Here is a 26361-nt window from a genome sequence, read left to right as displayed (position 1 = left end):
ACCTCCCCGTGGCGTGCGTCACTGTATTGGGGCGTGGGTCGAATCTCCGGATTACCGCCCCTCCGCCTACCCTGCAGGCGTGACGACTTCCGTCGAGGCCACGCAGTCGCGCGTCATGCGGCTGTTGCGCAGCACGGCCGGGATCGCCCTCGCGATGGCGGTCATGAACATCGGCACCTACGCCTTCCAGATGGTCGCCGCCCGCATGCTCGGGCCGAGCCAGTACGGCGCCGTGGCCAGCATGATGGCGCTGCTCATGGTGCTGTCGGTCGTCCAGCTCGGGTTGCAGGCCACCGCCGCACGCCGGATCTCGGCCGAGCCCGACGACGTCGCCGCGATCGAGCGCACCGTGCTGCTCACCACCTGGCGCGCCGCGCTCATCCTCGGCCTGCTGGCGCTCGCCGCCGCGCCGGCCGTGTGGCAGCTGCTGCGCCTCGACGGACTGGCTCCGGCGATCCTGCTCGGGCTCTGCGTCGTCCCCGTCACCGTGATGGGCGGCCAGGCGGGGGTGCTGCAGGGCGAGCGCCGCTGGCTGCCGCTCAGCCTCGTCTACCTGACCGTCGGCGTCCCGCGGGTCCTGCTCGGCGGCGGCTTCCTGCTCGTGTCGGCGACCGAGACCAGCGCCATGCTCGGCGTGCTGATCGCCTCCTGGCTGCCGGTCGCCGTCGGCACCTGGGCGCTGCGCCACCGGCCCGGCGACGACATCGAGCACCACGACGTCGCGGTGCGCCGCGACGTGCTCAAGGAGACGCTCGGCAGCGCGGTCGCCCTGCTCGCCTTCCTCGCCCTCTCCAACCTCGACGTCGTCGTCGCCCGCAGCGTGCTCGACGAGCACGACGCGGGCTTGTACGCCGGAGGGCTGATCGTCACGAAGGCGGTGCTCTTCCTGCCCCAGTTCGCCGTGGTGATCCTGTTCCCCTCGATGTCGACCGACGGGGAGAGCCGCGAGGCGGTGCTCAAGGGCCTGAGCCTGCTGGCCGGCCTCGGCGCGGCCTGCACCGCCGCGACGTACGTCCTGTCGGGGCTCGCACTCGTCTTCATCGGCGGCGACGACTACTCGGGCGTGCAGGACCAGCTGTGGCTCTTCGCCGTCCTCGGCGGCCTGCTGTCCGTCCTCCAGCTGCTCGTGTACGCCGGCCTCGCGAAGCGCGGCCGCGCCACGAAGTACCTCATCGCGGCGGGTGTCGTGGTGCTGGTCGTCGCCGGCGCGATGGCCGACTCCGTGCTGGGCCTCGCGCTGACCGTGGCCGCGGTCGACGCCTTCGTGGTGGTCCTGCTGATCGTGCTGCAGGCCTTCCGCCACCGCCGACTGGCCCCCGCGACGCCCTAGTGGGCGGCTTCGTGCCAGCTGCGGCCGGTGCCGACGGAAACGTCGAGCGGGACCGTCAGGTCGGCCGCGCCGGCCATCTCCGCGCGCACGAGCGCCTCGAGCGCCTCGGCCTCGCCCTCGGCGACCTCGAACACGAGCTCGTCGTGGACCTGGAGCAGCATCCGTGAGCGCAGTCCGGCCTCGTCGAGGGCGGCCTTGGTGCGCAGCATGGCGACCTTGATCAGGTCGGCCGCCGAGCCCTGGATCGGGGCGTTGAGGGCCATCCGCTCGGCCGCCTCGCGGCGCATCCGGTTGTCGCTGGTGAGGTCGGGCAGGTAGCGGCGCCGACCCATGATGGTCTCGGTGAACCCGGTGCGACGGGCCTCGTCGACGATGCCCGTGAGGTAGTCGCGGATGCCGCCGAAGGTCTCGAAGTAGTCGTCCATCAACGCGCTGGCCTCGCGCGGCTCGATGCCGAGCTGCTGGGAGAGGCCGAAGGCGGACAGGCCGTAGGCGAGGCCGTAGTTCATCGCCTTGATCTTGGCCCGCATCTCGGGCGTGACGTCCTCGGGCGCCACCTCGAAGACCCGCGACGCGGTCTCGGCGTGGAAGTCGCGCCCCGACCGGAAGGCCTCGATCAGCTGCTCGTCCTCCGAGAGGTGCGCCATGATGCGCATCTCGATCTGGCTGTAGTCGGCCGTCATCAGCGACGCGTACCCGCTGCCCACGACGAAGCTCTCCCGGATCCGGCGACCCTCCTCGGTGCGGACCGGGATGTTCTGCAGGTTGGGGTCGGTGCTCGACAGGCGGCCGGTGGCCGCGATCGTCTGGTGGAAGGTCGTGTGGATACGGCCGTCGGGCTGGACGGTCTTGAGCAGGCCCTCGATGGTCTGCCGCAGCCGGATGACCTCGCGGTGGCGCAGCAGGTGGAGCAGGAACGGGTGCTCGGTCTGCTTGAACAGGCCCTGCAGCGCGTCGGCGTCGGTCGTGTAGCCGGTCTTGGTGCGCTTGGTCTTCGGCATGCCGAGCTCCTCGAAGAGCACGACCTGGAGCTGCTTGGGCGAGCCGAGGTTGATCTCCTTGCCGATGACGGCGTACGCCTCCTCGGCCTCCTTGCGCACCTCCTCGCCGAAGTGCGCCTCGAGGCCCTCGAGGTGCTCGATGTCGACGGCGATGCCGGTCTGCTCCATGCCGGCGAGCACGCCGACCAGCGGCATCTCCACCTCGGTCAGCAGCCGACGGCCGCCGGCCTTCTCCACCTGGTCGGCCAGCTCGGCCGACAGGTCGAGGGCCGCACGGGCCTGCACCATCGCGCTGCGGGCCACGCCGTCGTCGGCCTCGTCCTCCGCGAAGAGCATGCCCTGGTCCTCGTCGCCGGCCTGGGCGAGCTCGCGGTGGAGGTAGCGCAGGCTGAGGTCGGCCAGGTCGTAGGAGCGCTGGTCGGGCGCGACGAGGTAGGCGGACAGCGCGGAGTCCTCGACCACGCCCTCCAGCGGCCAGCCCTGGGCGGCCAGCGCCAGCAGCTGCCCCTTCACGTTGTGCAGCACCTTCGGGCGCTCCGCGTCGCCGAGCCAGGCAGCCAGCGCCTGGTCGTCGGCGAGGCTCATGGTCTCGACGTCGACGTACGCCGCCCGTCCGTCACGCAGGGCCAGCGCGAGGCCGGTCACCCGGCCGGTGCCGCTCCCCCACGAGCCGCGCACGCTGACGCCGACCGTCTCCTTGCCAGCGGCGTCGAGCCAGCCGGCGACCGCGTCGGGCGCCAGGGTCGTGCCCTCGAGCTCGACGCCCGCCTCGACGGCGACGTCCTCGGCGGGCGCGACCACGTCGAGGATCCGGGTCCGCAGCTCGCCCCGGATCTCCAGCTCGTCGAGCAGCTCGAGCGCGGCCGTGCGGTCCCAGTCGGTGCGCGCGAAGTCGTCGATCGCCACCCCCAGGGGCAGGTCGCGCACCAGGGCGTTGAGGCGGCGGTTGCGGATCACGTCGCCGAGGTGCTCGCGGAACGCGTCGCCCTTCTTGCCGGTGATCTTGTCGGCCTGCGCGATGACGTTGTCGAGCCCGTCGTAGGTGTTGATCCACTTCGCGGCGAAGCCGGCACCGACCCCGGGGACGCCGGGCAGGTTGTCGCTCTGCTCGCCCACGATGGCGGCCAGCTCGGGGTAGCGGTGCGGCGGGACGCCGTACTTCTCCTCGACGGCGGCCGGCGTCATCCGGGCCAGGTCGGAGACGCCGCGCATCGGGTAGAGCACGGTCGAGCGCTCGGTCACCAGCTGCAGCGAGTCGCGGTCACCGGTGAGGATCAGCACCTCCAGGCCGCTGGTCTCGTCGGCCAGCGCCTGGGTCACGAGGGTCGCGATGATGTCGTCGGCCTCGTAGCCCTCGAGCTTGAGGAACGGGATGGAGAAGCTGGTCAGCATCCGCTCGATCAGCGGCAGCTGACTGCTGAACTCGCCCGGCGTCTTGTTGCGCTTGGCCTTGTACTCGGCGTACTCCTCCGTGCGGAAGGTCTGCCGGGAGACGTCGAACGCGACCGCGACGTGGGTCGGCTGCTCGTCGCGCAGCACGTTGACCAGCATCGAGGTGAACCCGTAGACGGCGTTGGTGTTCTGTCCCGTGGCGGTCGAGAAGTTCTCGACCGGGAGGGCGAAGAAGGCGCGGTAGGCCAGCGAGTGGCCGTCGAGCAGGAGGAGTCGCGGGCGCTGGGAACCGGGCACAGTCTCGGGCACCCGGCGACTCTACCGATGCCCGCCGACTATCGTTCCAGCCCATGACGAGCAACGCCGAGATCGCCGACTTCCTCCGCGCCAACATGGGCGCCCTCAACGAGCGGATGGGCGTCGAGCTCGTCGAGATCACTCCCGAGCGGGTCGTCGCGACGATGCCGGTCGAGGGCAACACCCAGCCCTACGGTCTCCTCCACGGCGGCGCGTCGGTCGTGCTGGCCGAGACGCTGGGGTCCGTCGCCGCCGCGCTCAACGCGCCGGAGGGCCGGTTCGCCGTCGGCACGGACATCAACGCCACCCACCACCGCTCCGCGACCAAGGGGCTGGTGACCGGCGTGGCCACGCCGCTGCACCTGGGCCGGACGATGGCGAGCTTCGAGATCGCGATCACCGACGAGGACGGCCGGCGGGTGTGCACCTCCCGGATCACCTGCGCGCTCATCGAGCGCGACCCGACCCCGAAGGGCTGAGCCCAGGGGGCCGGCCTAGACCTCGGGGAGCGTCGCGAGGCGCTCCGCGCGGGCGCGGCGCAGCGAGCGGCGCGCGGCCAGCACCTTGGTGCGGCCGTTGTCGGCGCCGAGCGCGGAGCGCTGCGGGGAGACCCGGCTGCGCAGCAGGGTGGTCGGCGCGATCCGGTACATCACGACCGGTGCGAGGCCGAGCCGCGCCATGAAGCGGTTGGCGTCACGCGAGGAGTGCGGGACCGCGGTGACCACGTGGAGGATGCCGTTCTCCTCGGCGAAGGAGGTCGCCGCCTCCATCAGCGTGTGGCCGACGCCGTGGCGGCGGAACTGGTCGAAGACGCGCGGGTGGATCGCCTGGACGCACGGCTCGAGGTTGAGCGGCGAGAGCGTCGTGACCCGGAGGTAGACGGCGCCGGCCAGCTGGCCGTCGTACTCGACGACGACGACGCGCTGCTCCGGCGAGGCGGCCGCCCCCTTGACGACCAGCTCGAGGTCGGCGGACTGCTCGGAGCGGTCGGCGCGCCGGACGGCGTCGCTCCACAGCTCCGCGAGGACCGGTGCGTCCTCCCGCGTGGCAACGCGCGTGGTCAGCGAGTAGCGGCTCATGTGGGTCCCTGCCTTCCTCACCCAAGACCAAAAAACCCGAGACTGGCCCGCCATCCCCCCGGACCTGCCGGCCAAGACTACGCGGCGGCCGGGACGCGCGACAGGGGGTGCCGTCGCCTCCTTCGTAACATCTCGAATACGAGACGATGAATCGCCGCGGCCGCCTCGCAACGTGACGTGGCCAACACCTAGAGTCGCGCCCATGAACATGAAGCGACTCCCGGCCCTGGCCGTGGCCACCCTCGCGGCACTCGCCCTGTCCTCCTGCGGCTCGGACGACAGCGGAAAGACGTCGACCGGCGCCAACGTCATCAAGGAGGGCACGCTGACGGTCTGCTCCGACGTCCCGTACCCGCCGTTCGAGGACTTCGACAAGTCCAGCGACCTCGGCTTCAAGGGCTTCGACGTCGACATCGTCAACGAGATCGCCGAGCGGCTCGATCTCAAGCTCTCCTACCAGGACAGCTCGTTCGACGCGCTGCAGAGCGGCCAGGCGCTGAACGCCGGCCAGTGCGACCTCGCGGCCTCCGCGATGACGATCACCGACGACCGCAAGAAGAACATCGACTTCTCCGAGGGCTACTACGACTCCAAGCAGTCGCTGCTCGTCCCGGCCGACAGCGACATCGCGGCCATCGGCGACCTCGACGGCGTGAAGGTCGGCGTCCAGCAGGGCACCACCGGCAAGACGTACACCGAGGAGAACGCCGACGGCGCCGAGATCGTCACCTTCCCGAGCGACGCCGAGATGTTCCAGGCGATCAAGGCCGGCCAGGTCGACGCCCTGCTCCAGGACCTGCCGGTCAACCTCGACCACACCAAGGACGGCAAGTTCAAGGTCGTCGAGACCTACGACACCGACGAGCAGTACGGCCTCGCCATCAAGAAGGGCAACAGCCAGCTCGTCGAGGACGTCAACGGTGCGCTGGAGGAGATGCACAAGGACGGCACCTACGACGAGATCTACAACAAGTACTTCGAGGTCGAGTGAAGCGCTCGACCAAGCGGCGGCTCGTCGTCTGGGGCGTCAATCTCAGCGTCCTGGCGGTCGTCGTCGCGCTCCTGCTGCTGATCGACTGGCCGAACTTCCGCGCCAACTTCTGGAACCCGGGCGGCGTCTCCGGTGACCAGAGCAACTGGGGCGACCTGATCACGATCGGGGCCGTCAACACGGTCAAGTACACGGCGATCGCCTTCGCAGGCGGGCTCGCGTTCGCCGTGGTGCTCTCGCTGATGCGTCTGTCCCCGATCGCGACCCTGCGGTGGCTCGCGACGGCGTACGTCGAGTTCTTCCGCGGGCTCCCGGCACTGCTCGTGATCATCTTCATGGGCTTCGGCCTCCCGATCGCGATCGGCTGGAGCCCGCCGGGGGGCGTCGTCGGAGCCGGGCTCCTCGCCCTGATCATGGTCGCCAGCGCCTACATGGCCGAGACCCTGCGCGCAGGAATCCAGGCCGTACCCAAGGGACAGACCGAGGCGGCACGCTCGCTCGGGATGGGGACGATGAGCACGACGTTCCGGGTGGTCCTGCCGCAGGCCTTCCGGATCGTCATCCCGCCGCTGACCAACGAGTTCGTCCTGTTGATCAAGGACACCGCTCTACTCTCGGTGATCGGCTCCACGATCGACGGACGCGAGCTCACGACGGTGGCGCGCGACTTCACCTCGTCCGGCGGCTCGGCCCAGACCGCCACCAGCCTCATCCAGGCCGCGCTGCTGTACCTGGTGATCACCATCCCGCTCACCCAGCTCGTGGCCTGGCAGGAGCGCCGGCAGAGGAAGGCGACCCGATGAACGACGCCACCACGCTCGACAAGACCGGCGAGCCGGTCGCCGCCATCGCGGTCCGGGGCCTGCACAAGTCGTTCGGCCACAACGAGGTCCTGAAGGGCGTCGACTTCTTCGTCGACCCCGGCCAGGTCGTCTGCGTGATCGGGCCGTCCGGCTCGGGCAAGTCGACGCTGCTGCGCTGCGTCAACCGGCTCGAGGAGCCCACGTCCGGGGAGGTGCTGATCGAGGGTGTCGACATCTGCGACCCCGAGACCGACCTCGACGAGGTGCGCTCGCGGATCGGCATGGTGTTCCAGCAGTTCAACCTGTTCCCGCACCTGTCGGTCCTGAAGAACCTCACCCTCGCCCAGCGGACCGTCCGCGGCCGCGGCAAGGACGAGGCCGTGGAGATCGCGCGGCACAACCTGGCGCGGGTCGGCCTGTCGGAGAAGGAGGCGGCCTATCCCGCCCACCTGTCCGGGGGCCAGCAGCAGCGCGTGGCGATCGCCCGCGCCCTGTCGATGAACCCCGACATGATGCTGTTCGACGAGCCCACCAGCGCGCTCGACCCCGAGCTCGTCGGTGACGTGCTCGCGGTCATGAAGGAGCTCGCCACCGAGGGCATGACGATGATGGTCGTGACCCACGAGATGGGCTTCGCCCGCGAGGTCGGCGACAAGCTGGTCTTCATGGACGGCGGCGTCGTCGTCGAGGAGGGCCGGCCCGCCGACGTACTGTCGAACCCGCAGCACGAGCGGACCCAGGCGTTCCTCTCGAAGGTGCTCTAGACCGCCGTACGACGACGAAGGGCCCCGCCGGATGGCGGGGCCCTGCGTCGTTGTGGTGCGTGGAGCTCAGACGTCGCCGCCGAGGTAGGCCGCCTTGACGGCCGGGTCGACCGCGAGGTCCTCCCCCTTGCCGGAGCGGACGATCTCACCCGTCTCCAGGATGTGCGCGTCGTGCGAGCGCTTCAGCGCCTGGGCGGCGTTCTGCTCCACCAGCAGCACGGTGGTGCCCTGGTTGTTGATCTCCGTGATGATCGTGAAGATCTGCTGGATCAGCTTGGGCGCCAGGCCCATCGACGGCTCGTCGAGCAGCAGCAGCTTCGGGTTGGACATGAGCGCCCGGCCGATGGCGAGCATCTGCTGCTCACCACCGGACATGCTGCCCGCTGCCTGCTTCTCGCGCTCCTTGAGCCGCGGGAACAGCGTGAAGACCCGGTCGAGGTCGTCGCGGTAGGCCGCGGTCTTGCGGTCCTTGCGGAGGAACGCACCCATGTCGAGGTTCTCCAGCACCGTCATGCCCGGGAAGCAGCCCCGGCCCTCCGGCGACTGGCTGATCCCCCGCTTGACGCGCTCGTACGGCGGCAGGTGGGTGATGTCCTCACCCTGGAACCGCACGGCCCCGCCGCGGACCTTGCGCAGGCCCGACACCGTCTTCAGCGTCGTGGTCTTGCCGGCGCCGTTGGCGCCGACGAGCGAGGTCACCGTGCCCTCGGGCACCGAGAACGAGATGCCCCGGATCGCCTCGATGTGGCCGTAGTTGACCTGGAGGTCGTCGACCTCAAGAAGCATCTTCATCCACTCCCAGGTAGGCGGCGATGACCGCCGGGTTGTCGCGGATCTCCGCAGGGGTCCCCTCGGCGATCTTCTGGCCGAACTCGAGCACGACGATCCGGTCGGTGACCCCCATGACGAGCCGCATGTCGTGCTCGATGAGGAGCACGGTGTAGCCGGCGTCGCGCACCTTGCGGATCAGCTCCATGAGCTTCACCTTCTCGGCGGGGTTGAAGCCGGCGGCGGGCTCGTCGAGGCAGAGCAGCTTGGGGTTCGTGCCCATCGCCCGGGCGATCTCGAGACGCCGCTGGTCGCCGTACGACAGGTTGGCGGCGAGCTCGTCGTGGCGGGCCCTGATGCCGACCAGGTCGAGCAGCTCCTTGGCCCGCGCCAGCGAGGCGGCTTCCGTCTTGCGGTGGCGCGGCGTGCGCAGCAGGGCGTCCCAGAAGCCCACCTTGCTGTGCGCGTCGGTGCCGACCATGACGTTCTCGAGCACCGTCATCGACTTGAACAGCCGGATGTTCTGGAACGTCCGGGCCAGGCCGAGCTTGGTGATCTTGTGCCGCTTCAGCTTCGACAGCGAGTTGCCGTCGAAGCGCGCCTCGCCCGACGTGGGCCGGTAGACACCGGTCATCACGTTGAAGCAGGTCGTCTTCCCGGCCCCGTTGGGTCCGATCAGGCCGAGGATCTCGCCTTCGCGGATCTCGAAGCTGACGTCGTTGAGCGCGGTGAGGCCACCGAACTTCAAGGTGACGTGGTCGACCTCGAGCAGCGCCTTGCCCGGCGCGGGGGCCGGGGCGCCCTTGTCGAGCGACGGGGACCCGCCGCTGCCGTACATCGGGGACTCAGACATTGCGCGTCTCCTCCAGCTCGTCGTCCAGCTCGCCTTCCTCCAGCGCCTCGATCTCGGCGGCAGCCGCCTTCGCCCGGCGGGTACGCCGCGGTGGCAGCAGGCCCTCCGGACGCCAGACCGCGAGCACGGTCAGGGCCAGGCCGAAGAAGAGCAGGCGGTAGTCGGCGAACTCGCGGAAGCGCTCGGGCAGGTACGCGACCAGCGCGCCACCGGCGATCGCACCCCAGCGGTTGCCCGAGCCACCCACGATGACCGCTGCGACGAACAGCATCGAGAGCAGCAGGGGGAAGCTGTCGGGGCTGATGTAGCCGCCCTGGCCACTGGCGTAGAACGAGCCGGAGAGGCCGCCGATCGCGGCACCCAGCGCGAACGCCATCAGCTTGAACTTGAACGTCGGCACACCCATCAGCTCGGCCGCGTCCTCGTCCTCGCGGGTCGCCTCCCAGGCGCGTCCGACCCGGCTGTTCTTGACCAGCCGGTCGCCCACCAGGACGAGCACGAGGGCGGTCAGGATGAGCCAGTAGTACGGGATCGCGTTGGTGGCACCGAACACGAGGAAGTGGACCGGGTGGTCCTTGTCGAGGTGCGGGACCAGCCCGTCCCACTCGACACGCGGGATCTCGAACAGGCCACCCGGCTCGAACGGCGGCTCGGCCTTCGGGCCGATCGTGTTCGGGTGCGGGATGTCCTTGATGCCCGCGGACGCACCCAGCCACTCGATGTTCTTGACGCAGATCCGGATGATCTCACCGAAGCCGAGCGTCACGATGGCGAGGTAGTCGCCGCGGACCCTCAGCGTCGGTGCACCGAGGATCACGCCCGTCACCATGGTGACCGCGATCGCCACCGGGAGCGCCAGGAAGAACGGCCAGGAGCCGTGCTGCGAGGTCAGGACACCGGTGGTGTAGGCGCCGGTGGCGTAGAAGCCGACGTACCCGAGGTCGAGCAGGCCGGCATAGCCGATGACGATGTTGAGGCCCACCGCGACCAGCGCGAACGCCGCCACCTGGAACATCACGCCACCGAAGTCGATCTCGTTGGTCGTGATCAGCGGCGGCCGCAGGATCGGCAGGCCGTAGAAGAAGAGGGCGATCAGGACGAGGACGGCGATCCTCACGACGATGTTCTGCCGCTTGTAGCCCTCGAGGACGCCGTCCCAGGCGTCGCCGACGGAGCGCAGGGCGTTGCTGACCGGGTTCGTCATGCGCGTGCCTTCCCCAGGGACTCACCGAGCAGCCCGGACGGCCGCACGAGGAGGATCAGGACGAGGAGCACGAACGCCACGACGTCCTTCCAGTTCTGACCGAAGAGGGCCGAGCCCCAGTTCTCCATCACGCCGAGGATGAGCCCACCGAGCAACGCGCCGCGCAGGTTGCCGATGCCGCCCATGACGGCTGCGGTGAATGCCTTGACGCCGAGGATGAAGCCGGCGTTCTGGCGGGTCACGCCGACCTTCATCATGTAGAGCGTGGCCGCCGCACCGGCCATCAGGCCGCCGATGAGGAAGGTCAGCTGGACCACGCGGGTCGGGTTCACGCCCATGAGCGCGGCGGACTCGGGGTCCTGGGCGACGGCGCGGATGCCCCGGCCGAAGCGGGTACGACGTACGAACTGGTCGAGCGCGACCATCATCAGCAGCGCCGCGAGGATGATGACCAGGTCGACGTCGGAGAGCGTGTAGCCGCCGATCGTGAACAGGTCGTGCTCGCGGATGGTGACGGGGCTCGAGTACACGTCACGGGCCTTGCCCGGCGCGACGTAGTCGGCGAGGTTGTCGTCGAGCCCGAAGACCTCGGCGAAGCGGTCGCGCAGGCCCATGGCCTCGGCCAGCGCGAAGGACGCACCGATCGCCGAGATCAGGGCGATGAGCTTGGGTGCGTTCTTCTTCATCAGCGGCCGGTAGGCGAACCGTTCGAGCGCGAGCGCGACCCCGGCCGACAGCGCCATGGCCGCTATCAGCGCCACGAGCAGGACAGGAACGGCCTCACCGAGGCTCCAGCTCGCACTCTCGGTCCCGTGCAGGAGGATGAAGACCCACGCCACGGCGAAGGTGCCGTACATGAAGACTTCGGAGTGCGCGAAGTTGATGAGCTGCAGGACGCCGTACACCATCGTGTAGCCGAGCGCGACGAGCGCGTAGATGGCGCCGAACACGAGCCCACCCATGGTGTAGCTCAGGAAGTTTTCGGGGCTCCCGAAAAGGTTGCCGAAGTCCAAGGGGGTTTCCTCCGCCTTTGTGATCGACTGCGGCCGGGGGTGGTCCCCCGGCCGCAGTACAGGTCAGTCCCTACAGGGACCGGGTCACTCGATCGCCTCGGGGTTCTCGACGTCGAGGGCGCCGTTCTTCACGAAGTAGGCGTAGATCTTGGACTCCTTGATGTCGCCCTTGTCGTCGAAGGCGATGGGGCCACTGACGCCGTCACCCTCGTAGGAGCCGATGAACTCGTTGAGCTCCTGGGCGTCCGACACGCCGTCCTTGATCGCGGCGAGGAAGATGTTCGTCGCGTCGTAGGCCTGCGTGGCGTAGAGGCCGGTGGCACCGAAGTCGGCCGGGGCCGGAGCGGCGGGAGCGGACAGGACCGCACCCTCGGCACCGTCGGCGCCGGCGACCTTCACGAAGTTCGGGTCCTCCGAGCCGTCACCGGACATGAACGTGCCCTTGAAGCCACCCTGGCGCAGCTGCTTGGCGAGCAGGCCGGCTTCGGTGTAGTAGCCGCCGTAGAACACGGCGTCGGCGCCCGAGGACTTCACGGCCTGGACGATCGCGGACATGTTGGTGTCGCCGACCGAGATCTGGTCGGAGTCGACCAGCGCGTCGCCGAGGGAGTCCTTGACCTTGCCGGCAAGGCCCTTCGAGTAGTCCTGACCGTCGTCGACGACGAAGACCTTCTTGGCGCCGGCCGTCTCGGTGAGGTACTTGGCGTCGGCCGTGCCCTGCGCGTCGTCGTTGCCGATGACGCGGTGCCAGGTGGTCCAGCCCTGGTCGGTGATCGTGACGTTGGTCGCCGACGGCGAGATCGACGGGAGGCCGGCCTCGAAGAAGGTCTTGCCGGTCGCGAGCGACTCACCCGAGAAGCCCGGGCCGACGAGGCCGAAGATGGTGTCGTCGTTGATGATCTGGGTCGCGAGCGCCGGCGCCTTGTCCGGGCTGCCCTGCGAGTCGAACTTCTTCAGGTTGATCTTGCAGTCGGCGTTGTCGGCGTTGTACTCCTTCAGCGCCAGCTCGATGCCGTTGACCATGTTCTGGCCGAGAGCACCGGCGTCACCGGTGAGCGCGCCGAGGAACGCGAGGTTCTTGCCGCAGAAGTCGCCGCCGTCAGCGTCGCTGCCGCCGTCTCCGTCGTCGGAGCCGCACGCGACCATGGAAAGGCTGAGCGCCAGCGTCGCGACGCTGGCTCCGAATACCTTGTTGAGCCTCAAGACTGTGTCCCGCTTCCTACTCGAGCCGAAGGGCAGCGGTCGCTGCCCTCGGACGTGTCCTGCCGCGGGAACCTACACCGGCTCACGTGCAGGTGGAAGCAACTCGGCGGCTCGGGAGCCGAATCCTGACGAATCTGTTACCTGAGAGCCGGGTCACACGAATTTTTTACGAGCCCGACCCGCCGGGGACACCGTGCGTGACCACGCCCTCGGCAACCTCGCGCATGGACATCCGCAGGTCCATCGCCGTCTTCTGGATCCATCGGAAGGCCTCCGGCTCGGTCAGCGACAGCTGCTCCTGAAGGATGCCCTTGGCCCGGTCGACCGCCTTGCGGGTCTCCAGGCGCTCGGTCAGGTCGGCGACCTCGCTCTCGAGCTGGGCGATCTCGGCGAAGCGGCTGACCGCCATCTCGATCGCCGGCACCAGGTCGGTCTGCGAGAACGGCTTGACGAGGTACGACATCGCGCCGGCCTCCCGGGCCCGCTCGACCAGGTCGCGCTGCGAGAAGGCCGTCAGCATCACCACGGGTGCGATCCGCTTCCCGGCGATCGCCTCGGCGGCCGCGATCCCGTCCAGCACGGGCATCTTCACGTCGAGGATCACCAGGTCGGGGCGCAGCTCCTCGGCGAGCTCGATCGCCTTCTGCCCGTCGGCGGCCTGGCCCACGACGTCGTACCCCTCCTCGACGAGCATCTCGGCGAGGTCCATCCGGATCAGGGTCTCGTCCTCCGCGATCACCACGGTGCGGGGGGTCGGCTGCGCGGTCTCGGTCACGGGAGAAGGTTATCGGCCCGCCCGGTTCGGAGGGCGGGAGCCGTCTCGGCTACCGTTGCTGCGCTACCCGGCCGGGTTGGCGGAACGGTATACGCGGCGCTCTCAAAAAGCGTTGTCCGAAAGGGCATGTGGGTTCGAATCCCACACTCGGCACCCACGCACGACTGATCTGTCGGGTCTTCGTCCGAGACTGACGCATGCCCCATGTGAGATCAGCAGAGCTGGTCGCCAGCGCGCTGCGTGACTCCGATGCCGGCATGCCGGACGCGGACAACGCGGCGAAGCACGGGGTCGCCATCAAGACGATCCGTCGTTGGCGGCGCCTCTACCAACGACGCGGTCAGGCGCGTGGCCAGGCGCACACCTCGGTCCCCTGTCCCCAGTGCGACGGCGCAACGCTCGACACCCCGGCCTACGCCGAGCTGTTGGGCTGGTACCTCGGCGACGGGCACATCACCCGCGGCCGCCGGAATGTCTACAACCTGCACGTCGTCAACGACGAGAAGTACACCGCGGACAACATCGGGATCGCCGCGCTGATGGCGGCCGTCAAGCCGGGCGGCCGCCCACACACACGTCGCGCTCCCGGGTGCATCATCACAACCGTCGGGTGGCGGCACTGGCCCTGCCTGTTCCCCCAGCACGGGCCGGGTCGCAAGCACGACCGACCCATCGTCCTCGACGACTGGCAACGCGCGATCGTCGAAGACCACCCGGGTCCGTTCCTCCGTGGCCTGTTCCACTCCGACGGGTGTCGCGTCGACAACTGGACGCGGCGGATCGTCGCCGGTGCGCCGAAGGTCTACCGCTATCCGCGATGGCAGTTCTGCAACGCCTCACGGGACATCCGGGAGCTCTGCTGCTGGGCGCTCGACCTCGTTGAGATCCCGTGGCGGCAGTCGAACGTCCGGATCATCAGCGTGTCGCGGCGCGAGGCGGTCGAACGCCTCGATGCGTTGATCGGCCGGAAGTCCTGAGCGGCTCAGCTGCGCCGTCGGTACGCCGGCGCCACCTCGTTGATCGCGTCACCCATCCGGTGGATCCGCAGCGCGTTGGTCGAGCCGGGGATGCCGGGCGGGCTGCCGGCGACGATGACCACGAGGTCGCCCTCCTGGACCCGGCCGATCTTCAGCAGCTCCTCGTCGACCTGGCGCACCATCTCGTCGGTGTGCTCGACGGTGCCGGTCTTGAACGCCTCGACGCCCCAGGTCACGGCGAGCTGGGACCGGGCACGGGCCTCCGGGGTGAAGGCGAGGACCGGGATCGGGCTGCGCAGCCGGGCCAGCCGGCGGGCCGAGTCACCGGACTGGGTGAAGGCGACGACGTACTTGGCGCCCACGCGCTGGGCGACCTCCTCGGCCGCCTTGGTGATCACGCCGGAGCGGGTGTGGGGGTCCCACTCGATCCGGCCGAACCGGCTGAAGGTGTCGTCGACGAGGGCGTGCGCCTCGGTGGCGGTGATGATCCGCGCCATCGTCTCGACCGTGTGGATGGGGTGCTCCCCCACGCCGGTCTCCCCCGACAGCATCACGGCGTCGGCGCCGTCGAGCACCGCGTTCGCGACGTCGCTGGCCTCGGCCCGGGTCGGTGCGGGGCTGGTGATCATCGACTCGAGCATCTGGGTGGCCACGATCACCGGCTTCGCGTTGCGCCGCGCGGCCACGATGATCTTCTTCTGCAGGAAGGGCACCTCCTCCAGCGGGCACTCCACGCCGAGGTCGCCGCGGGCGACCATGAAGGCGTCGAAGGCAGCCACGACCTCGTCGAGGTTCTCGATGGCCTGCGGCTTCTCGATCTTCGCGATGACGGGGAGCACGACCCCCTCCTCGCGCATGATCACCCGCACGTCCTCGGCGTCCTTGGCGTTGCGCACGAAGCTCAGCGCGATGAAATCGACGCCGAGGCGCAGCGCGAAGCGGAGGTCGGCGATGTCCTTCTCGGAGAGGGCCGGCACCGAGACGGCCACACCGGGCAGGTTGATGCCCTTGTTGTTGCTGACCTTGCCCCCGACGAGCACCTCGGTGACGACGTCGGTGCCGTCGACCACCTCGACCACACGGAGCCGCACCTTGCCGTCGTCGATCAGCAGCGGGTCGCCCGGCGAGACGTCGCCCGGCAGCCCCTTGTACGTCGTCCCGCTGATCTCGGCGTTGCCGTCGACGTCGCGGGTGGTGATCGTCCAGCGCTGGCCCCGCTTGAGCGTGACCGGGCCGCCGGAGAACCGCTCGAGGCGGATCTTCGGGCCCTGGAGGTCGGCCAGGATTCCCACGCCGTGGCCGCTCGCGTCGGACGCCTCGCGCACCAGCCGGTAGACCTCGGCGTGGTCCTCGTGCGAGCCATGGCTCATGTTCAGGCGCGCGACGTCCATGCCGGCGTACACCAGCTCGCGGATCCTCCGCTCGGAGCTGGTCGCAGGGCCGAGGGTGCACACGATCTTGGCTCTTCGCACGTTCCAAACCCTAACGGTGACCCATGGGTAGAAAAAGTCGAAACGACGCAAACTTCAGGCGAAGTTTGCGTCGTCTCGAACGAGTTGTCGCTCAGACCACCAGCGGGCGCGCCGTCGGCGGGATCGGGGCGGGCAGCTGGGTGCTGCCGGTGAGGAACTTGTCCACGCCGGCGGCGGCCGCACGGCCCTCCGCGATCGCCCACACGATGAGCGACTGGCCACGACCCGCGTCGCCGGCGACGAAGACGCCCTCGACGCTGGTCGCGTAGTCGTTGTCGCGCTTGACGTTGCCGCGCTCGTCGAGCTCGACGCCGAGCTGCTCGATGAAGCCGGGCTGCTCCGGGCCCACGAAGCCCATCGCGAAGAGGACGAGGTCGGCCGGGATCTCCCGCTCCGTGCCCTCGTGCTCGACCAGCTTGCCGCCCTCGAAGGAGACCTCGACCAGGCGCAGCGCCCGGACGTTGCCGTCCTCGTCGCCGAGGAACTCCTGGGTCGAGACCGAGTAGACCCGGTCGCCACCCTCCTCGTGCGCCGAGGAGACCCGGAAGATCATCGGGTACGTCGGCCACGGCTGTCCGTTCGGACGGTCCTCCGTCGGCTGGGGCATGATCTCGAGCTGCGTGATCGAGGCCGCACCCTGGCGGATCGAGGTGCCGAGGCAGTCGGCGCCGGTGTCACCGCCACCGATGATGACGACGTGCTTGCCGTCGGCCCGGATCTGGCCCTCCACCTCCTCGCCCACCGCGACGCGGTTGGCCTGCGGGAGGAACTCCATCGCCTGGTGGATGCCCTTGAGCTCCCGACCGGGGACGGGCAGGTCGCGCGGGACGGTCGAGCCGGTGGCGATCACCACGGCGTCGTACCGGTCCCGGAGCGCCTGGCCGGTGAGCTTGCCCTCGCCGACGGTGACGCCGGAGCGGAACACCGTGCCCTCGCGCATCATCTGCTCGAGGCGCTTGTCGAGGTGCTTCTTCTCCATCTTGAACTCGGGGATGCCGTAGCGCAGCAGCCCGCCGGGCTTGTCGGCCCGCTCGTAGACGGCCACGGTGTGGCCGGCGCGGGTGAGCTGCTGGGCGACGGCGAGGCCGGCCGGACCGGAGCCGATGACGGCGACGGTCTTGCCCGAGAGCCACTCCGGCGGCTGCGGCCGCACGAAGCCGGACTCGAAGGCCTTGTCGATGATCGAGACCTCGATGTTCTTGATCGTCACGGCCGGCTGGTTGATGCCGAGCACGCACGCGGTCTCGCAGGGCGCCGGACAGAGGCGACCGGTGAACTCCGGGAAGTTGTTCGTCGCGTGCAGGCGCTCGATCGCGCCCTCCCAGTCGTCGCGCCAGACCAGGTCGTTCCACTCCGGGATGATGTTGCCCAGCGGGCAGCCCGAGTGGCAGAACGGGATGCCGCAGTCCATGCAACGGCTGGCCTGGACGTTGATGATCGGCAGCAGCGCGCGGCCGATCCCGCCCGGGTAGACCTCGTTCCAGTCGTTGACCCGCTCCTCGACGGGACGACGGGTGGCAACCTCACGCGTGTTCTTCAGGAAGCCCTTGGGGTCAGCCATGGAGCACCTCCATCACCTTGTTCGCGGTCTGGTCTTCGTCCAGGCCCTCGGCGCGTGCCTCGGCCTGGACCGCCAGGACCTTCGCGTAGTCGCGCGGCATGACCTCGGTGAACCGCGGCAGTGCGGCCTCCCAGTCGGCCAGCAGCGCCTCGGCGACCGCGGAGCCGGTCTCCTCGAAGTGCTTGCGCACGATGTCCTGCAGCTCCGCGGCGTACTGCTCGCTGACCGGACGCAGGTCGACGAGCTCGCCGTTGACCCGGAAGTCCTTGAGGTCGAGCACCCAGGCGATGCCGCCCGACATGCCGGCCGCGAAGTTGCGCCCGGTCTTGCCGAGGACGACGACCCGGCCGCCGGTCATGTACTCGCAGCCGTGGTCGCCCACGCCCTCGGTGACGACGGTGGCACCGGAGTTGCGGACGCAGCAGCGCTCGCCGACGCCGCCGCGGATGAAGATCTCACCCGAGGTCGCGCCGTAGGCGATCGTGTTGCCCGCGATGATGTGCTCGTCGGCGCGGAAGGTCGCGCTGCGGTCCGGACGGATCGCGATCCGGCCACCCGAGAGGCCCTTGCCGACGTAGTCGTTGGCGTCGCCCTCGAGCCGCAGCGTGATGCCCTTCGGCACGAACGCACCGAGCGACTGCCCGGCCGACCCGACGAAGGTCAGGTCGATCGTGCCGTCGGGCAGGCCCGCACCGCCGTACTTCTTGGTGACCTCGTGGCCCAGGATCGTGCCGACGGTCCGGTTGACGTTGCGGATCTGCAGCTGGGCGCACACCGGCTCGCCCGACTCGATGGCCGCGGCCGCGAGCGGGAGGATCTCGGTGACGTCCAGCGACTTCTCCAGGCCGTGCTCCTGGCCCTTGGTGTTGTAGACGTCCTGGTCGGGGAAGTGCGTCTCGGCGACCTCGACCTTGTGCAGGATCGGCGCGAGATCCAGGCCCTGCGCCTTCCAGTGCCGCTCGGCGTCGACCGTGTCGAGCGCCTCGACCTGGCCGACGGCCTCCTCGATCGACCGGAAGCCCAGCTGCGCCAGCAGCTCGCGGACCTCCTCGGCGATGAACTCGAAGAAGTTGACGACGTACTCGGCCTTGCCGCTGAACCGCGAGCGCAGGGTCGGGTTCTGGGTCGCGACGCCCACGGGGCAGGTGTCGAGGTGGCAGACCCGCATCAGGATGCAGCCCGAGACCACCAGCGGAGCGGTCGCGAAGCCGAACTCCTCGGCACCGAGCAGCGCCGCGATGACGACGTCACGACCGGTCTTGAGCTGGCCGTCGGTCTGCACGACGATCCGGTCGCGCAGGCCGTTGAGCAGCAGCGTCTGCTGGGTCTCGGCGAGGCCGAGCTCCCAGGGACCACCCGCGTGCTTGAGCGAGGTGAGCGGGGACGCGCCCGTGCCGCCGTCGTGGCCGGAGACGAGGACGACGTCCGCGTGCGCCTTCGACACACCGGCGGCGACCGTGCCGACGCCGACCTCGGAGACCAGCTTCACGTGGACGCGGGCCGACGGGTTGGCGTTCTTGAGGTCGTGGATCAGCTGCGCCAGGTCCTCGATCGAGTAGATGTCGTGGTGCGGCGGCGGGCTGATCAGGCCCACGCCCGGCGTGGAGTGCCGGGTCTTCGCGACCCACGGGTACACCTTGTTGCCGGGCAGCTGGCCGCCCTCACCGGGCTTCGCGCCCTGCGCCATCTTGATCTGGATGTCGTCGGCGTTGGTGAGGTACTCGCTCGTGACGCCGAAGCGGCCCGAGGCGACCTGCTTGATCGACGAGCGCCGCTCCGGGTCGTAGAGCCGGTCGGCGTCCTCGCCGCCCTCACCGGTGTTGGACTTCGCGCCCAGCCGGTTCATGGCGATCGCCAGGGTCTCGTGCGCCTCGCGCGAGATGGAGCCGTAGGACATGGCGCCGGTCGAGAACCGCTTCACGATCTCGCTGACCGGCTCGACCTCGTCGATGGAGATCGGGGTCCGGCCGAACGCACCGGCGTCCTTGAACTTGAACAGCCCGCGCAGCGTCATGAGCTTCTCGGACTGGTCGTCGACCGCAGCGGTGTACTGCTTGAAGATGTCGTAGCGACCGGTCCGGGTGGAGTGCTGCAGGCGGAACACCGTCTCCGGGTTGAAGAGGTGCGGCTCGCCCTCGCGACGCCACTGGTACTCGCCACCGATCTCGAGCTCGCGGTGCGCGGGCGCGATGCCGGCCGGCGGGTACGCCTTCGCGTGCCGCGCCGCCACCTCGGTCGCGATGACGTCGAGCTCGACGCCACCCAGCTTGGAGGTGGTGCCCGTGAAGTACTTGTCCACGACCGCCTGCGAGAGGCCGACGCACTCGAAGATCTGCGCGCCCGTGTACGACGCCACGGTGCTCACGCCGATCTTGGACATGACCTTCACGACGCCCTTGCCGAGACCCTTGATCAGGTTCTTGACGGCCTGCTCGGGCTCGGTCTTGACGTAGTAGCCCTCGCGCGCGAGGTCCTCGACGGTCTCCATGGCGAGGTACGGGTTGACCGCGGCCGCGCCGTAGCCGACCAGCAGCGCCACGTGGTGGACCTCGCGGACGTCACCGGCCTCGACGAGGAGGCCGACCTGGGTGCGGGTCTTCTCGCGGACCAGGTGGTGGTGCACCGCACCCGTCAGCAGCAGCGACGGGATGGGCGCGAGGTCCGCGGTGGAGTGCCGGTCGGACAGGACGATGATCCGGGCGCCGCCGGCGATCGCCTCCGACACCTCCTGGCAGATCTCGTCGAGCCGGGCCGCCATCGCCTCGCCGCCGCCGTGGACGTCGTACAGGCCGCGGGAGACGTGGGTGATGAAGCCCGGGTGGTCGCCCTCGCGGTTGATGTGGCGGATCTTGGCCAGGTCGTCGTTGGAGATGACCGGGAACGGCAGCGAGATCTGCCGGCACGAAGCCGCGGTGGGCTGCAGCAGGTTGGCCTCCGGGCCGATGGAGCCGTAGAGCGAGGTGACGAGCTCCTCGCGGATGGCGTCCAGCGGCGGGTTGGTGACCTGCGCGAACAGCTGGCTGAAGTAGTCGAACAGCAGCCGCGGCTTGTCGCTCAGCGCCGCGATCGGCGTGTCGGTGCCCATCGAGCCGAGCGCCTCGCCACCGGTGTTGGCCATCGGCGTGAGGATGACGCGCAGCTCCTCCTCGGTGTAGCCGAAGATCTGCTGGCGACGGGTGACCGAGGCGTGGGTGTGCACGATGTGCTCCCGCTCCTCGATGTCGTCGAGCTGGATCATCCCGGCGTGCAGCCACTCGCCGTAGGGGTGCTCCGCGGCGAGCTGCGACTTGATCTCGTCGTCCTCGACGATGCGGTGCTCCTCGGTGTCGACCAGGAACATGCGGCCCGGCTGCAGGCGGCCCTTGCGGACCACCTTCGCGGGGTCGAGGTCGAGCACGCCGACCTCCGAGGCCAGGACGACGAGGCCGTCGTCGGTGACCCAGAAGCGCGAGGGACGCAGGCCGTTGCGGTCGAGGACCGCGCCGATCTGGGTGCCGTCGGTGAACACGACGCACGCCGGTCCGTCCCAGGGCTCCATCATCGTGGAGTGGAAGCGGTAGAAGTCGCGCCGCTGCGCGTCCATCTCGGTGTGGTTCTCCCACGCCTCCGGGATCATCATCAGCACCGCGTGCGGCAGGCTGCGACCACCCATGTGGAGGAGCTCGAGGACCTCGTCGAAGGACGCCGAGTCCGAGGCGCCCGGGGTGCAGATCGGGAAGAGCCGCTCGAGGTCACCGGGGATGGTGTCGGAGTCGAGCAGCGCCTCACGGGCCCGCATCCAGTTGCGGTTGCCCATGACGGTGTTGATCTCGCCGTTGTGCGCGATGAAGCGGAACGGGTGCGACAGCGGCCAGCTCGGGAAGGTGTTCGTCGAGAACCGCGAGTGCACGACACCGATCGCCGAGGCCATCCGCTCGTCGCGCAGGTCGGGGAAGAAGTTGTCGAGCTGGTCGGTCGTCAGCATGCCCTTGTAGGCCAGGGTGCGCGACGAGAGCGACGGGAAGTAGACGTCGGTCTCCCGCTCGGCCCGCTTGCGCAGGCAGAACGCGAGGCGCTCGAGGTCCATGCCGTTCAATGCCCCACCGGGCGCCTGCACGAAGAGCTGCGTGAAGGTCGGCATGACGCTGAGCGCCATCGTGCCGAGGATGCCGGGGTTGACCGGGACGTCGCGCCAGCCGAGGACGACGAGGCCCTCCTCGGCGGCGATCTCCTCGATCCGGGCGCGGGTCTTGGCGACCTGCCCGTCGTCGCCGGGCACGAAGGCCGTGCCGACGGCGTACGTGCCGGCGGCCGGCAGCGTGATGCCGTTGTCGGCCGCGACGGCGCGAAGGAACGCGTCCGGCACCTGCAGCAGGATGCCGGCACCGTCGCCGGAGTTGGCCTCGGCGCCGGCGGCGCCGCGGTGGTCAAGGTTGCGAAGGGCCGTGAGCGCCTTGGCCACGATGTCGTGGCTGGCTTCTCCGGTCAGCGTCGCGACGAAGGCAACGCCACAGGCGTCCTTCTCGTGGCGCGGGTCGTAGAGACCCTGCGGCGGTGGGAACGAGTGCATGGAGGGCACCAAGGTTCTCCCGTCGGCTACGTCTGGGGCCGTCCGGCAGCGAAGATCGAAGCCATCGCGACGGGGGTCCACAGAAGGTGGGGCGCAAGGGACAGCACTGGCCCACGCGGCGGAGCGCTCAGGTTACCACTTTGTGACATGGCACCGCTGCGCGGAGGCACCCTCCGTTCACGCCTCGGACGCCCCGACCACCCTCAGCCGAACCGTCCGTTGACGTAGTCCGCCGTGCGGGAGTCCTGCGGGTTGTCGAAGATCACGTCCGTCGGACCCTGCTCGACGATCACCCCGGGCGTGCCGTGGGCGGCGAGGAAGAAGGCGCAACGGTCCGAGACGCGGGCCGCCTGCTGCATGTTGTGGGTCACGATCACGATCGTGACCTGGGACCCGATCTCGCGGATCGTCTCCTCGACGACCCGGGTCGACGTCGGGTCGAGGGCCGAGCACGGCTCGTCCATCAGCAGCACCCGCGGCCGCACGGCCAGCGAGCGGGCGATGCAGAGGCGCTGCTGCTGGCCCCCGGACAGCGCGGAGCCGGGCTGCCGGAGCCGGTCGCGGACCTCGGCCCACAGGCCGGCACGCGTGAGGGACTCCTCGACCAGGTCCTGGCGCTCGGACTTCCTCAGCTTCGAGCCGACCAGGCTCAGCCCGGCCAGGACGTTGTCCTGGATGGACATCGCCGGGAAGGGGTTGGGCTTCTGGAAGACCATCCCGATCGCGCGCCGGGCGTCGGTGAGCCGGCGCTCGGGGTCGTAGATGTCGACGCCGTCGAGGCGCACCTCCCCCGCCAGCGCCGCGCCGGGCACCAGCTCGTGCATCCGGTTGAGGATGCGCAGGAAGGTCGACTTGCCACAGCCCGACGGGCCGATCAGCGCGGTGACCTGGCCGGCCGGGATGTCGATCGACACCCGGTCGAGCACCTTGCGCTGGCCGAACCAGGCGGACACGGCGTCGGCCTCCAGCCGGCCGGGCTGCACCAGCGGCGACGGCGGCGCGGGCGGGGGTGGCGCGACCTCGTCGAGGACGGCGGGGATCACCAGGGTGGAATCGGACATCGGCGCTGCTCCTTCGTGGGAGGCCGGGTGCCGAGGGAGCCTGCGCTCCCCCGGCACCCGACCGGGGGTCCTGCTGACTACCTGACGACCAGCTTGTACTTCGGGCTGGTGCTCTTCGCGACCTTGCTGTTCCCGCTGTAGACGACCGAGATGTAGTGCGTCCCGCGGGCCAGCTTCGGCAAGGTGATGGTGAGCTTGCCGAGGTTGGCGGCCGTGAGGGTGACCTTCTTGACGGCCCGCGAGCCGTCGTACACGGTGAACGTGCCGGTGAAGGTCGCGGCCGGGACCCCGGTCGCGGTGACCCGCGCCGTGATCTTCGGGTACGACGTCCGGCTGATCGTCGTCGCGGCCAGCTTGCCGACCGTCGCCGACTTGGCCTTCACGATCGTGATCGAGCGCGTCGCCTGGCTCGGCTCGGTCTGGCCGGCCACCCCGCCGTAGGCGATGGTCAGCGCGCGCACGCCCGGAGCCAGCTTGACGCCGCTCACCGGGATGGCGATGACGCCGTCGGCGTCGAGCGCCTTGGACGCCAGCACCGTGCTGCCGTACTTGACCGCGACCGTGCCGCCGCTGGAGCCGGCGCCCGTCACCGTGGCCGTGACGGTGAACGCCTTGCCGTAGTAGGACGAGCCCGGCGCCGTGGCCGCGGTCTGGGTGACGGCGGGCGTGTTCGTCTCCGGCCCGGAGACGACGGCCCACTGGTCGCCGGTCACCTTGACGTAGGCCGACGCGTAGCTGTCGGTCACGCCCTTGGTCGCCGAGCTGGTGCGCAGCCGGAGCTCGTAGACACCGCTGAACGAGCCCTGGCCGGCCCCGTCGAAGGCGGCGACGGCGTCGGCGAGGGTGTAGCCCCCCGCGGTGTGGACGTAGGGCCGGCCCGCGAGCGGAGCAGGTGCGGTGACCGCGCCCTCGCCCGTGAACCGGTCGGTCCCGGTCGCCTGGACGCCGGGCCACGCGCCCGCCGCCGTGCCCGACTGGGCGGCGTGCACGAAGAGCGAGGCGTGGGTGTCGTTCGCCCGCACCGTGCCGCCCGCCGCAGCGAACGCCGGGAGCGCCGCGGTGACGGAGCCCGAGGTCACCTCGACGCCGCTGGCGTCGTACAGCTGGAGGCCGACGGCCGTGCGCGCCGGGTCGTCGATCGTCGCCTCGTCGCCGGTGTACCAGGCGAGCGAGGTGGGATCACCGGAGAACTCCGGCGCCGCGACGGCGAGGCCGCCGACGGTGGAGGCGACGAGCGCGAGCCCGACGGCGGCACCCCACCTCTTCTGCTTGCTGATCTTCATCTCTTCTCCTCGAAGTCTGTGGTCGACCGGTCGGGTCAGGAACCGTCGGCGACGGCGGACGCGGCGTCGCGGCACGAGGCGGAACCGCCGCGCACCAGCTCCCACCGGTCGCCGTCGACCTTGATGTCCGCCGTGTCGTAGCCGTCGGCGAGCGTCCCGAGCTGCGGCGTCCCGAGCACCAGCCGCAGCTGGACGTAGCCCTGGAGGCTCGCCGGGAAGGCCGTGACGAAGTCCCCCAGGGACCAGGCGTCGGCCGTGACACGGGTGGCCGGACGGGACGGGTCGGCGAACGCGACCGCGGCCGTGATCGGCGACCCGCTGAACTCACCGGGCGCGATGCCCTCCCGCGGCTGGTAGGCGTACAGCGTCGCCACCGCACCGGCCGGGTCGGCGTCGTCGGGCAGCGGGGTGTCCCCCAGCACCAGGTCCGCGAACGGCCTGTCCCCCGTCCGGCCCTCCGTGACGGCCTTGCCGTCGGCCGAGCAGAGCGTCAGTCCGCCCGTCGACGCCGGGTCCGTGTACGGCGCCTCCTCGGTCGACCCGAGCCGCCACACGAGCACGCTCGCGACGACGACGGCGACGACCGCGAGGCCGAGCGCGAGGCGCGTCCTCGTGCCGGCGCCGCTGATGGTGAGCACCCTGGTTCCCATGACGGTTGGTTCCTGGCCCGGCGGGCTCAGTCGACCGGGATCTCTGCGTTGTTGGTGCCGAACACGTGGTAGTCCGGCGTGACGCCGGCCGCCTCGAGCAGGGCCTGGCCGGCAGGCGTGCGCACGAAGGGCAGCGGGCCGTCCGGGTTGTAGAACAGCGCCTGGACCCAGTTGAGCGTGCTGCCCGGCTGCCACGGCTCGTTGGACGTCAGGTCCGACTCGCGGATCAGCGCGTTGTAGGCGAAGTTGCCGCCGTACGGCGCCGTCTTGTCCAGCACGTCGGAGGTGCTGTCACCGTCGAGGAGCTTGATGCCGCTGGCGTCCGCAGGGGTGCGGTGGCCGGTCTCGGTGTTGTAGTTGTTCGTCTTCTGACCGTCGAAGGTCTGCGTGTAGTAGCCCGTGTTGAGCGTGCGGTAGCGCCCGCGCGGGAACGGCACGATCGCGTTCTTGCGCTGCGCGTCCGGCAGGTTGGTGATCGCGGTCGGGTCGTTCTGCTGGACCTGGATCTTGTTCGGGTTGCTGCGCAGCACGTCGCTGGTGACCGAGACGCCGGGGTTCTGCTGGCCGACGTTCTTGACGAAGGTGTTCCACATGCCCGCGTCGGTCGGCAGGATCAGCGGGATGATCGTCTCGCCTGCAGCAGGGCCGGAGTAACCGGGCACCTGGCCCCACGTGGTGATGTCGCCCTTGTAGATCTTGAGGATCGTCTCGGCCGAGAGGGTCGCGGGCGCGTTCGTCGTCGTGGCCGTCGCGATCAGCTGCCGGTCGGTGGCGATCTGGACGCGGTAGAGCTTGGTGCCCTGCTTCGACTGGATCAGGTTCTGGTGGGTGTCGTTGAGCGCGTCGGGGCTGCGGCCCACGTCGATCCAGCCCTGGTCGTCGTTGATGATCGCGTCGCGACCGCCGCCGCCACCGCCGCTGGGCCGGACGACGAGGTCCTGGCCGGCGCGCAGCGCGATCGTCGGGTTGAGCAGCTTGATGTCGGACTGCTTGACGTACTTGGTGTCGGCGTCGCCGACGGTGCCGTTGCCGGTGATCGTCGGCAGCAGGCGCGGGTCGGTGAAGGCGCTGCGGCCCTGGGCGTCGCCCGAGGAGTCGAAGTTGATGAACCGGTAGCGGTTGCCGGCCGTGTTGTAGCCGGGCAGCTCGTGGTAGCCGTCGGCGAGGAAGTTGAACGAGTTCTGGATGATGTCCGAGCCCGTCGCCACGACGTCGTCGGGCTGGGGGGCCGGGTCGGCCTGGGCGGGGGTGAGGGTGAAGGCGAGCCCGGCGACGGTCGCCAGGCCGAGCACCGCTGCGGAAGCAGACGTCCTGCGGATCATGAAACTTACCTAT

At 69.8% G+C, this 26361-nt stretch carries 21 protein-coding genes and 1 tRNA gene; 7 read left to right on the top strand and 15 right to left on the bottom strand.

Annotated elements, in window-relative coordinates; translation table 11 throughout:
* The first annotated feature begins 79 nt into the window (after positions 1 to 79).
* Positions 80 to 1330 (top strand): lipopolysaccharide biosynthesis protein, encoded by a 1251-nt coding sequence (locus BJ993_RS20560; protein ID WP_242530628.1) that lies wholly within the window; start codon positions 80 to 82, stop codon positions 1328 to 1330.
* Here BJ993_RS20560 and polA read toward each other — a convergent pair.
* Positions 1327 to 4032 (bottom strand): DNA polymerase I, encoded by a 2706-nt coding sequence (gene polA / locus BJ993_RS20555; RefSeq protein WP_308645655.1) that lies wholly within the window; start codon positions 4030 to 4032, stop codon positions 1327 to 1329. The two genes, BJ993_RS20560 and polA, sit on opposite strands and share 4 nt — an antisense overlap.
* Positions 4033 to 4073: 41 nt before the next feature.
* Here polA and BJ993_RS20550 point away from each other — a divergent pair, with 41 nt between their 5' ends.
* Complete coding sequence (locus BJ993_RS20550) at positions 4074 to 4499, top strand: hotdog fold thioesterase (RefSeq protein WP_036542496.1); 426 nt, start codon at positions 4074 to 4076, stop codon at positions 4497 to 4499.
* A gap of 15 nt (positions 4500 to 4514) precedes the next feature.
* Here BJ993_RS20550 and BJ993_RS20545 read toward each other — a convergent pair whose 3' ends face one another.
* Entirely contained in the window at positions 4515 to 5099 is a 585-nt protein-coding gene (locus BJ993_RS20545) for a GNAT family N-acetyltransferase (protein ID WP_179650909.1), read from the bottom strand.
* A 202-nt stretch (positions 5100 to 5301) separates the two neighbouring features.
* Between BJ993_RS20545 and BJ993_RS20540 the strand changes: the two genes are divergently transcribed.
* The 3 genes from BJ993_RS20540 to BJ993_RS20530 are packed head-to-tail and all read left to right on the top strand — an operon-like array spanning position 5302 to position 7657.
* The gene (locus tag BJ993_RS20540; protein WP_036542494.1) at positions 5302 to 6090 is read left to right on the top strand and encodes an ABC transporter substrate-binding protein; all 789 of its coding nucleotides are present in this window, start codon (positions 5302 to 5304) and stop codon (positions 6088 to 6090) included.
* On the top strand, positions 6087 to 6893 hold the full coding sequence (locus tag BJ993_RS20535) for an amino acid ABC transporter permease (RefSeq protein WP_036542490.1): 807 nt from the start codon (positions 6087 to 6089) through the stop codon (positions 6891 to 6893). Before BJ993_RS20540 ends, BJ993_RS20535 begins: the two co-directional genes overlap by 4 nt.
* Entirely contained in the window at positions 6890 to 7657 is a 768-nt protein-coding gene (locus BJ993_RS20530; protein ID WP_051931800.1) for an amino acid ABC transporter ATP-binding protein, read from the top strand. The genes BJ993_RS20535 and BJ993_RS20530 overlap by 4 nt, the downstream gene beginning before the upstream one ends.
* A gap of 66 nt (positions 7658 to 7723) precedes the next feature.
* Here BJ993_RS20530 and BJ993_RS20525 read toward each other — a convergent pair whose 3' ends face one another.
* From BJ993_RS20525 to BJ993_RS20500, 6 genes are all read right to left on the bottom strand, one after another.
* Positions 7724 to 8449 carry an ABC transporter ATP-binding protein gene (locus BJ993_RS20525; RefSeq protein WP_207010472.1) on the bottom strand — a complete coding sequence of 242 codons (726 nt, stop codon included), beginning with the start codon at positions 8447 to 8449 and terminating at the stop codon, positions 7724 to 7726.
* Entirely contained in the window at positions 8433 to 9278 is an 846-nt protein-coding gene (locus tag BJ993_RS20520) for an ABC transporter ATP-binding protein (RefSeq protein ID WP_242530626.1), read from the bottom strand. The genes BJ993_RS20525 and BJ993_RS20520 overlap by 17 nt, the downstream gene beginning before the upstream one ends.
* Positions 9271 to 10482 carry a branched-chain amino acid ABC transporter permease gene (locus BJ993_RS20515; RefSeq protein ID WP_179650907.1) on the bottom strand — a complete coding sequence of 404 codons (1212 nt, stop codon included), beginning with the start codon at positions 10480 to 10482 and terminating at the stop codon, positions 9271 to 9273. The genes BJ993_RS20520 and BJ993_RS20515 overlap by 8 nt, the downstream gene beginning before the upstream one ends.
* Positions 10479 to 11444, bottom strand: coding sequence for a branched-chain amino acid ABC transporter permease (locus BJ993_RS20510; protein WP_051931798.1), 966 nt, complete (start codon positions 11442 to 11444; stop codon positions 10479 to 10481). The genes BJ993_RS20515 and BJ993_RS20510 overlap by 4 nt, the downstream gene beginning before the upstream one ends.
* Before the next feature lie 135 nt (positions 11445 to 11579).
* Positions 11580 to 12698, bottom strand: coding sequence for a branched-chain amino acid ABC transporter substrate-binding protein (locus tag BJ993_RS20505; protein ID WP_036542479.1), 1119 nt, complete (start codon positions 12696 to 12698; stop codon positions 11580 to 11582).
* Positions 12699 to 12864: 166 nt separating this feature from the next.
* Positions 12865 to 13473: an ANTAR domain-containing response regulator gene (locus BJ993_RS20500; RefSeq protein ID WP_036542478.1), complete on the bottom strand. Its 609-nt coding sequence runs from the start codon at positions 13471 to 13473 to the stop codon at positions 12865 to 12867.
* Between the two features lie 70 nt (positions 13474 to 13543).
* Here BJ993_RS20500 and BJ993_RS20495 point away from each other — a divergent pair.
* Both BJ993_RS20495 and BJ993_RS20490 read left to right on the top strand, forming a co-directional pair.
* Positions 13544 to 13626: transfer RNA gene (locus BJ993_RS20495), tRNA-Leu, on the top strand.
* Positions 13627 to 13670: 44 nt separating this feature from the next.
* Positions 13671 to 14450, top strand: a complete 780-nt coding sequence (locus BJ993_RS20490; protein WP_179650905.1) for a transcriptional regulator — start codon at positions 13671 to 13673, stop codon at positions 14448 to 14450.
* Between the two features lie 5 nt (positions 14451 to 14455).
* On the opposite strand, the gene pyk is transcribed toward BJ993_RS20490, so the two are convergent.
* The 7 genes from pyk to BJ993_RS20455 form a co-directional block, all read right to left on the bottom strand.
* The gene (gene pyk, locus BJ993_RS20485; protein ID WP_036542475.1) at positions 14456 to 15922 is read right to left on the bottom strand and encodes a pyruvate kinase; all 1467 of its coding nucleotides are present in this window, start codon (positions 15920 to 15922) and stop codon (positions 14456 to 14458) included.
* 91 nt (positions 15923 to 16013) lie between these two features.
* Positions 16014 to 17483: a glutamate synthase subunit beta gene (locus tag BJ993_RS20480; RefSeq protein ID WP_036542472.1), complete on the bottom strand. Its 1470-nt coding sequence runs from the start codon at positions 17481 to 17483 to the stop codon at positions 16014 to 16016.
* Positions 17476 to 22032 carry a glutamate synthase large subunit gene (gltB, locus tag BJ993_RS20475; protein WP_179650903.1) on the bottom strand — a complete coding sequence of 1519 codons (4557 nt, stop codon included), beginning with the start codon at positions 22030 to 22032 and terminating at the stop codon, positions 17476 to 17478. Before gltB ends, BJ993_RS20480 begins: the two co-directional genes overlap by 8 nt.
* Before the next feature lie 203 nt (positions 22033 to 22235).
* Positions 22236 to 23093, bottom strand: a complete 858-nt coding sequence (locus BJ993_RS20470; RefSeq protein ID WP_179650901.1) for a phosphate ABC transporter ATP-binding protein — start codon at positions 23091 to 23093, stop codon at positions 22236 to 22238.
* A 77-nt stretch (positions 23094 to 23170) separates the two neighbouring features.
* The gene (locus BJ993_RS20465; protein ID WP_179650899.1) at positions 23171 to 24376 is read right to left on the bottom strand and encodes an Ig-like domain-containing protein; all 1206 of its coding nucleotides are present in this window, start codon (positions 24374 to 24376) and stop codon (positions 23171 to 23173) included.
* 35 nt (positions 24377 to 24411) lie between these two features.
* Positions 24412 to 25026 (bottom strand): hypothetical protein, encoded by a 615-nt coding sequence (locus BJ993_RS20460; protein WP_179650897.1) that lies wholly within the window; start codon positions 25024 to 25026, stop codon positions 24412 to 24414.
* Positions 25027 to 25052: 26 nt separating this feature from the next.
* The gene (locus BJ993_RS20455) at positions 25053 to 26348 is read right to left on the bottom strand and encodes a substrate-binding domain-containing protein (protein WP_179650895.1); all 1296 of its coding nucleotides are present in this window, start codon (positions 26346 to 26348) and stop codon (positions 25053 to 25055) included.
* Positions 26349 to 26361: the final 13 nt, after the last annotated feature.

Source organism: Nocardioides aromaticivorans (assembly GCF_013408525.1).
In the GTDB taxonomy this organism is placed as follows: Bacteria; Actinomycetota; Actinomycetes; order Propionibacteriales; family Nocardioidaceae; genus Nocardioides; species Nocardioides aromaticivorans.
Note: the sequence above shows the minus strand (reverse complement) of the source record. Positions and strands in the feature narration are given on the sequence as shown.

Coding starts and splice junctions, on each gene's coding strand:
- BJ993_RS20480 (WP_036542472.1), bottom strand. CDS start 17,483: ATGGCTGACCCCAAGGGCTTCCTGAAGAACACGCGTGAGGTTGCCACC.
- BJ993_RS20545 (WP_179650909.1), bottom strand. CDS start 5,099: ATGAGCCGCTACTCGCTGACCACGCGCGTTGCCACGCGGGAGGACGCA.
- BJ993_RS20460 (WP_179650897.1), bottom strand. CDS start 25,026: ATGGGAACCAGGGTGCTCACCATCAGCGGCGCCGGCACGAGGACGCGC.
- BJ993_RS20515 (WP_179650907.1), bottom strand. CDS start 10,482: ATGACGAACCCGGTCAGCAACGCCCTGCGCTCCGTCGGCGACGCCTGG.
- BJ993_RS20520 (WP_242530626.1), bottom strand. CDS start 9,278: ATGTCTGAGTCCCCGATGTACGGCAGCGGCGGGTCCCCGTCGCTCGAC.
- BJ993_RS20455 (WP_179650895.1), bottom strand. CDS start 26,348: ATGATCCGCAGGACGTCTGCTTCCGCAGCGGTGCTCGGCCTGGCGACC.
- BJ993_RS20490 (WP_179650905.1), top strand. CDS start 13,671: ATGCCCCATGTGAGATCAGCAGAGCTGGTCGCCAGCGCGCTGCGTGAC.
- BJ993_RS20465 (WP_179650899.1), bottom strand. CDS start 24,376: ATGAAGATCAGCAAGCAGAAGAGGTGGGGTGCCGCCGTCGGGCTCGCG.
- gltB (WP_179650903.1), bottom strand. CDS start 22,032: ATGCACTCGTTCCCACCGCCGCAGGGTCTCTACGACCCGCGCCACGAG.
- BJ993_RS20550 (WP_036542496.1), top strand. CDS start 4,074: ATGACGAGCAACGCCGAGATCGCCGACTTCCTCCGCGCCAACATGGGC.
- BJ993_RS20540 (WP_036542494.1), top strand. CDS start 5,302: ATGAACATGAAGCGACTCCCGGCCCTGGCCGTGGCCACCCTCGCGGCA.
- BJ993_RS20530 (WP_051931800.1), top strand. CDS start 6,890: ATGAACGACGCCACCACGCTCGACAAGACCGGCGAGCCGGTCGCCGCC.
- BJ993_RS20470 (WP_179650901.1), bottom strand. CDS start 23,093: ATGTCCGATTCCACCCTGGTGATCCCCGCCGTCCTCGACGAGGTCGCG.
- BJ993_RS20510 (WP_051931798.1), bottom strand. CDS start 11,444: ATGGGTGGGCTCGTGTTCGGCGCCATCTACGCGCTCGTCGCGCTCGGC.
- BJ993_RS20525 (WP_207010472.1), bottom strand. CDS start 8,449: ATGAAGATGCTTCTTGAGGTCGACGACCTCCAGGTCAACTACGGCCAC.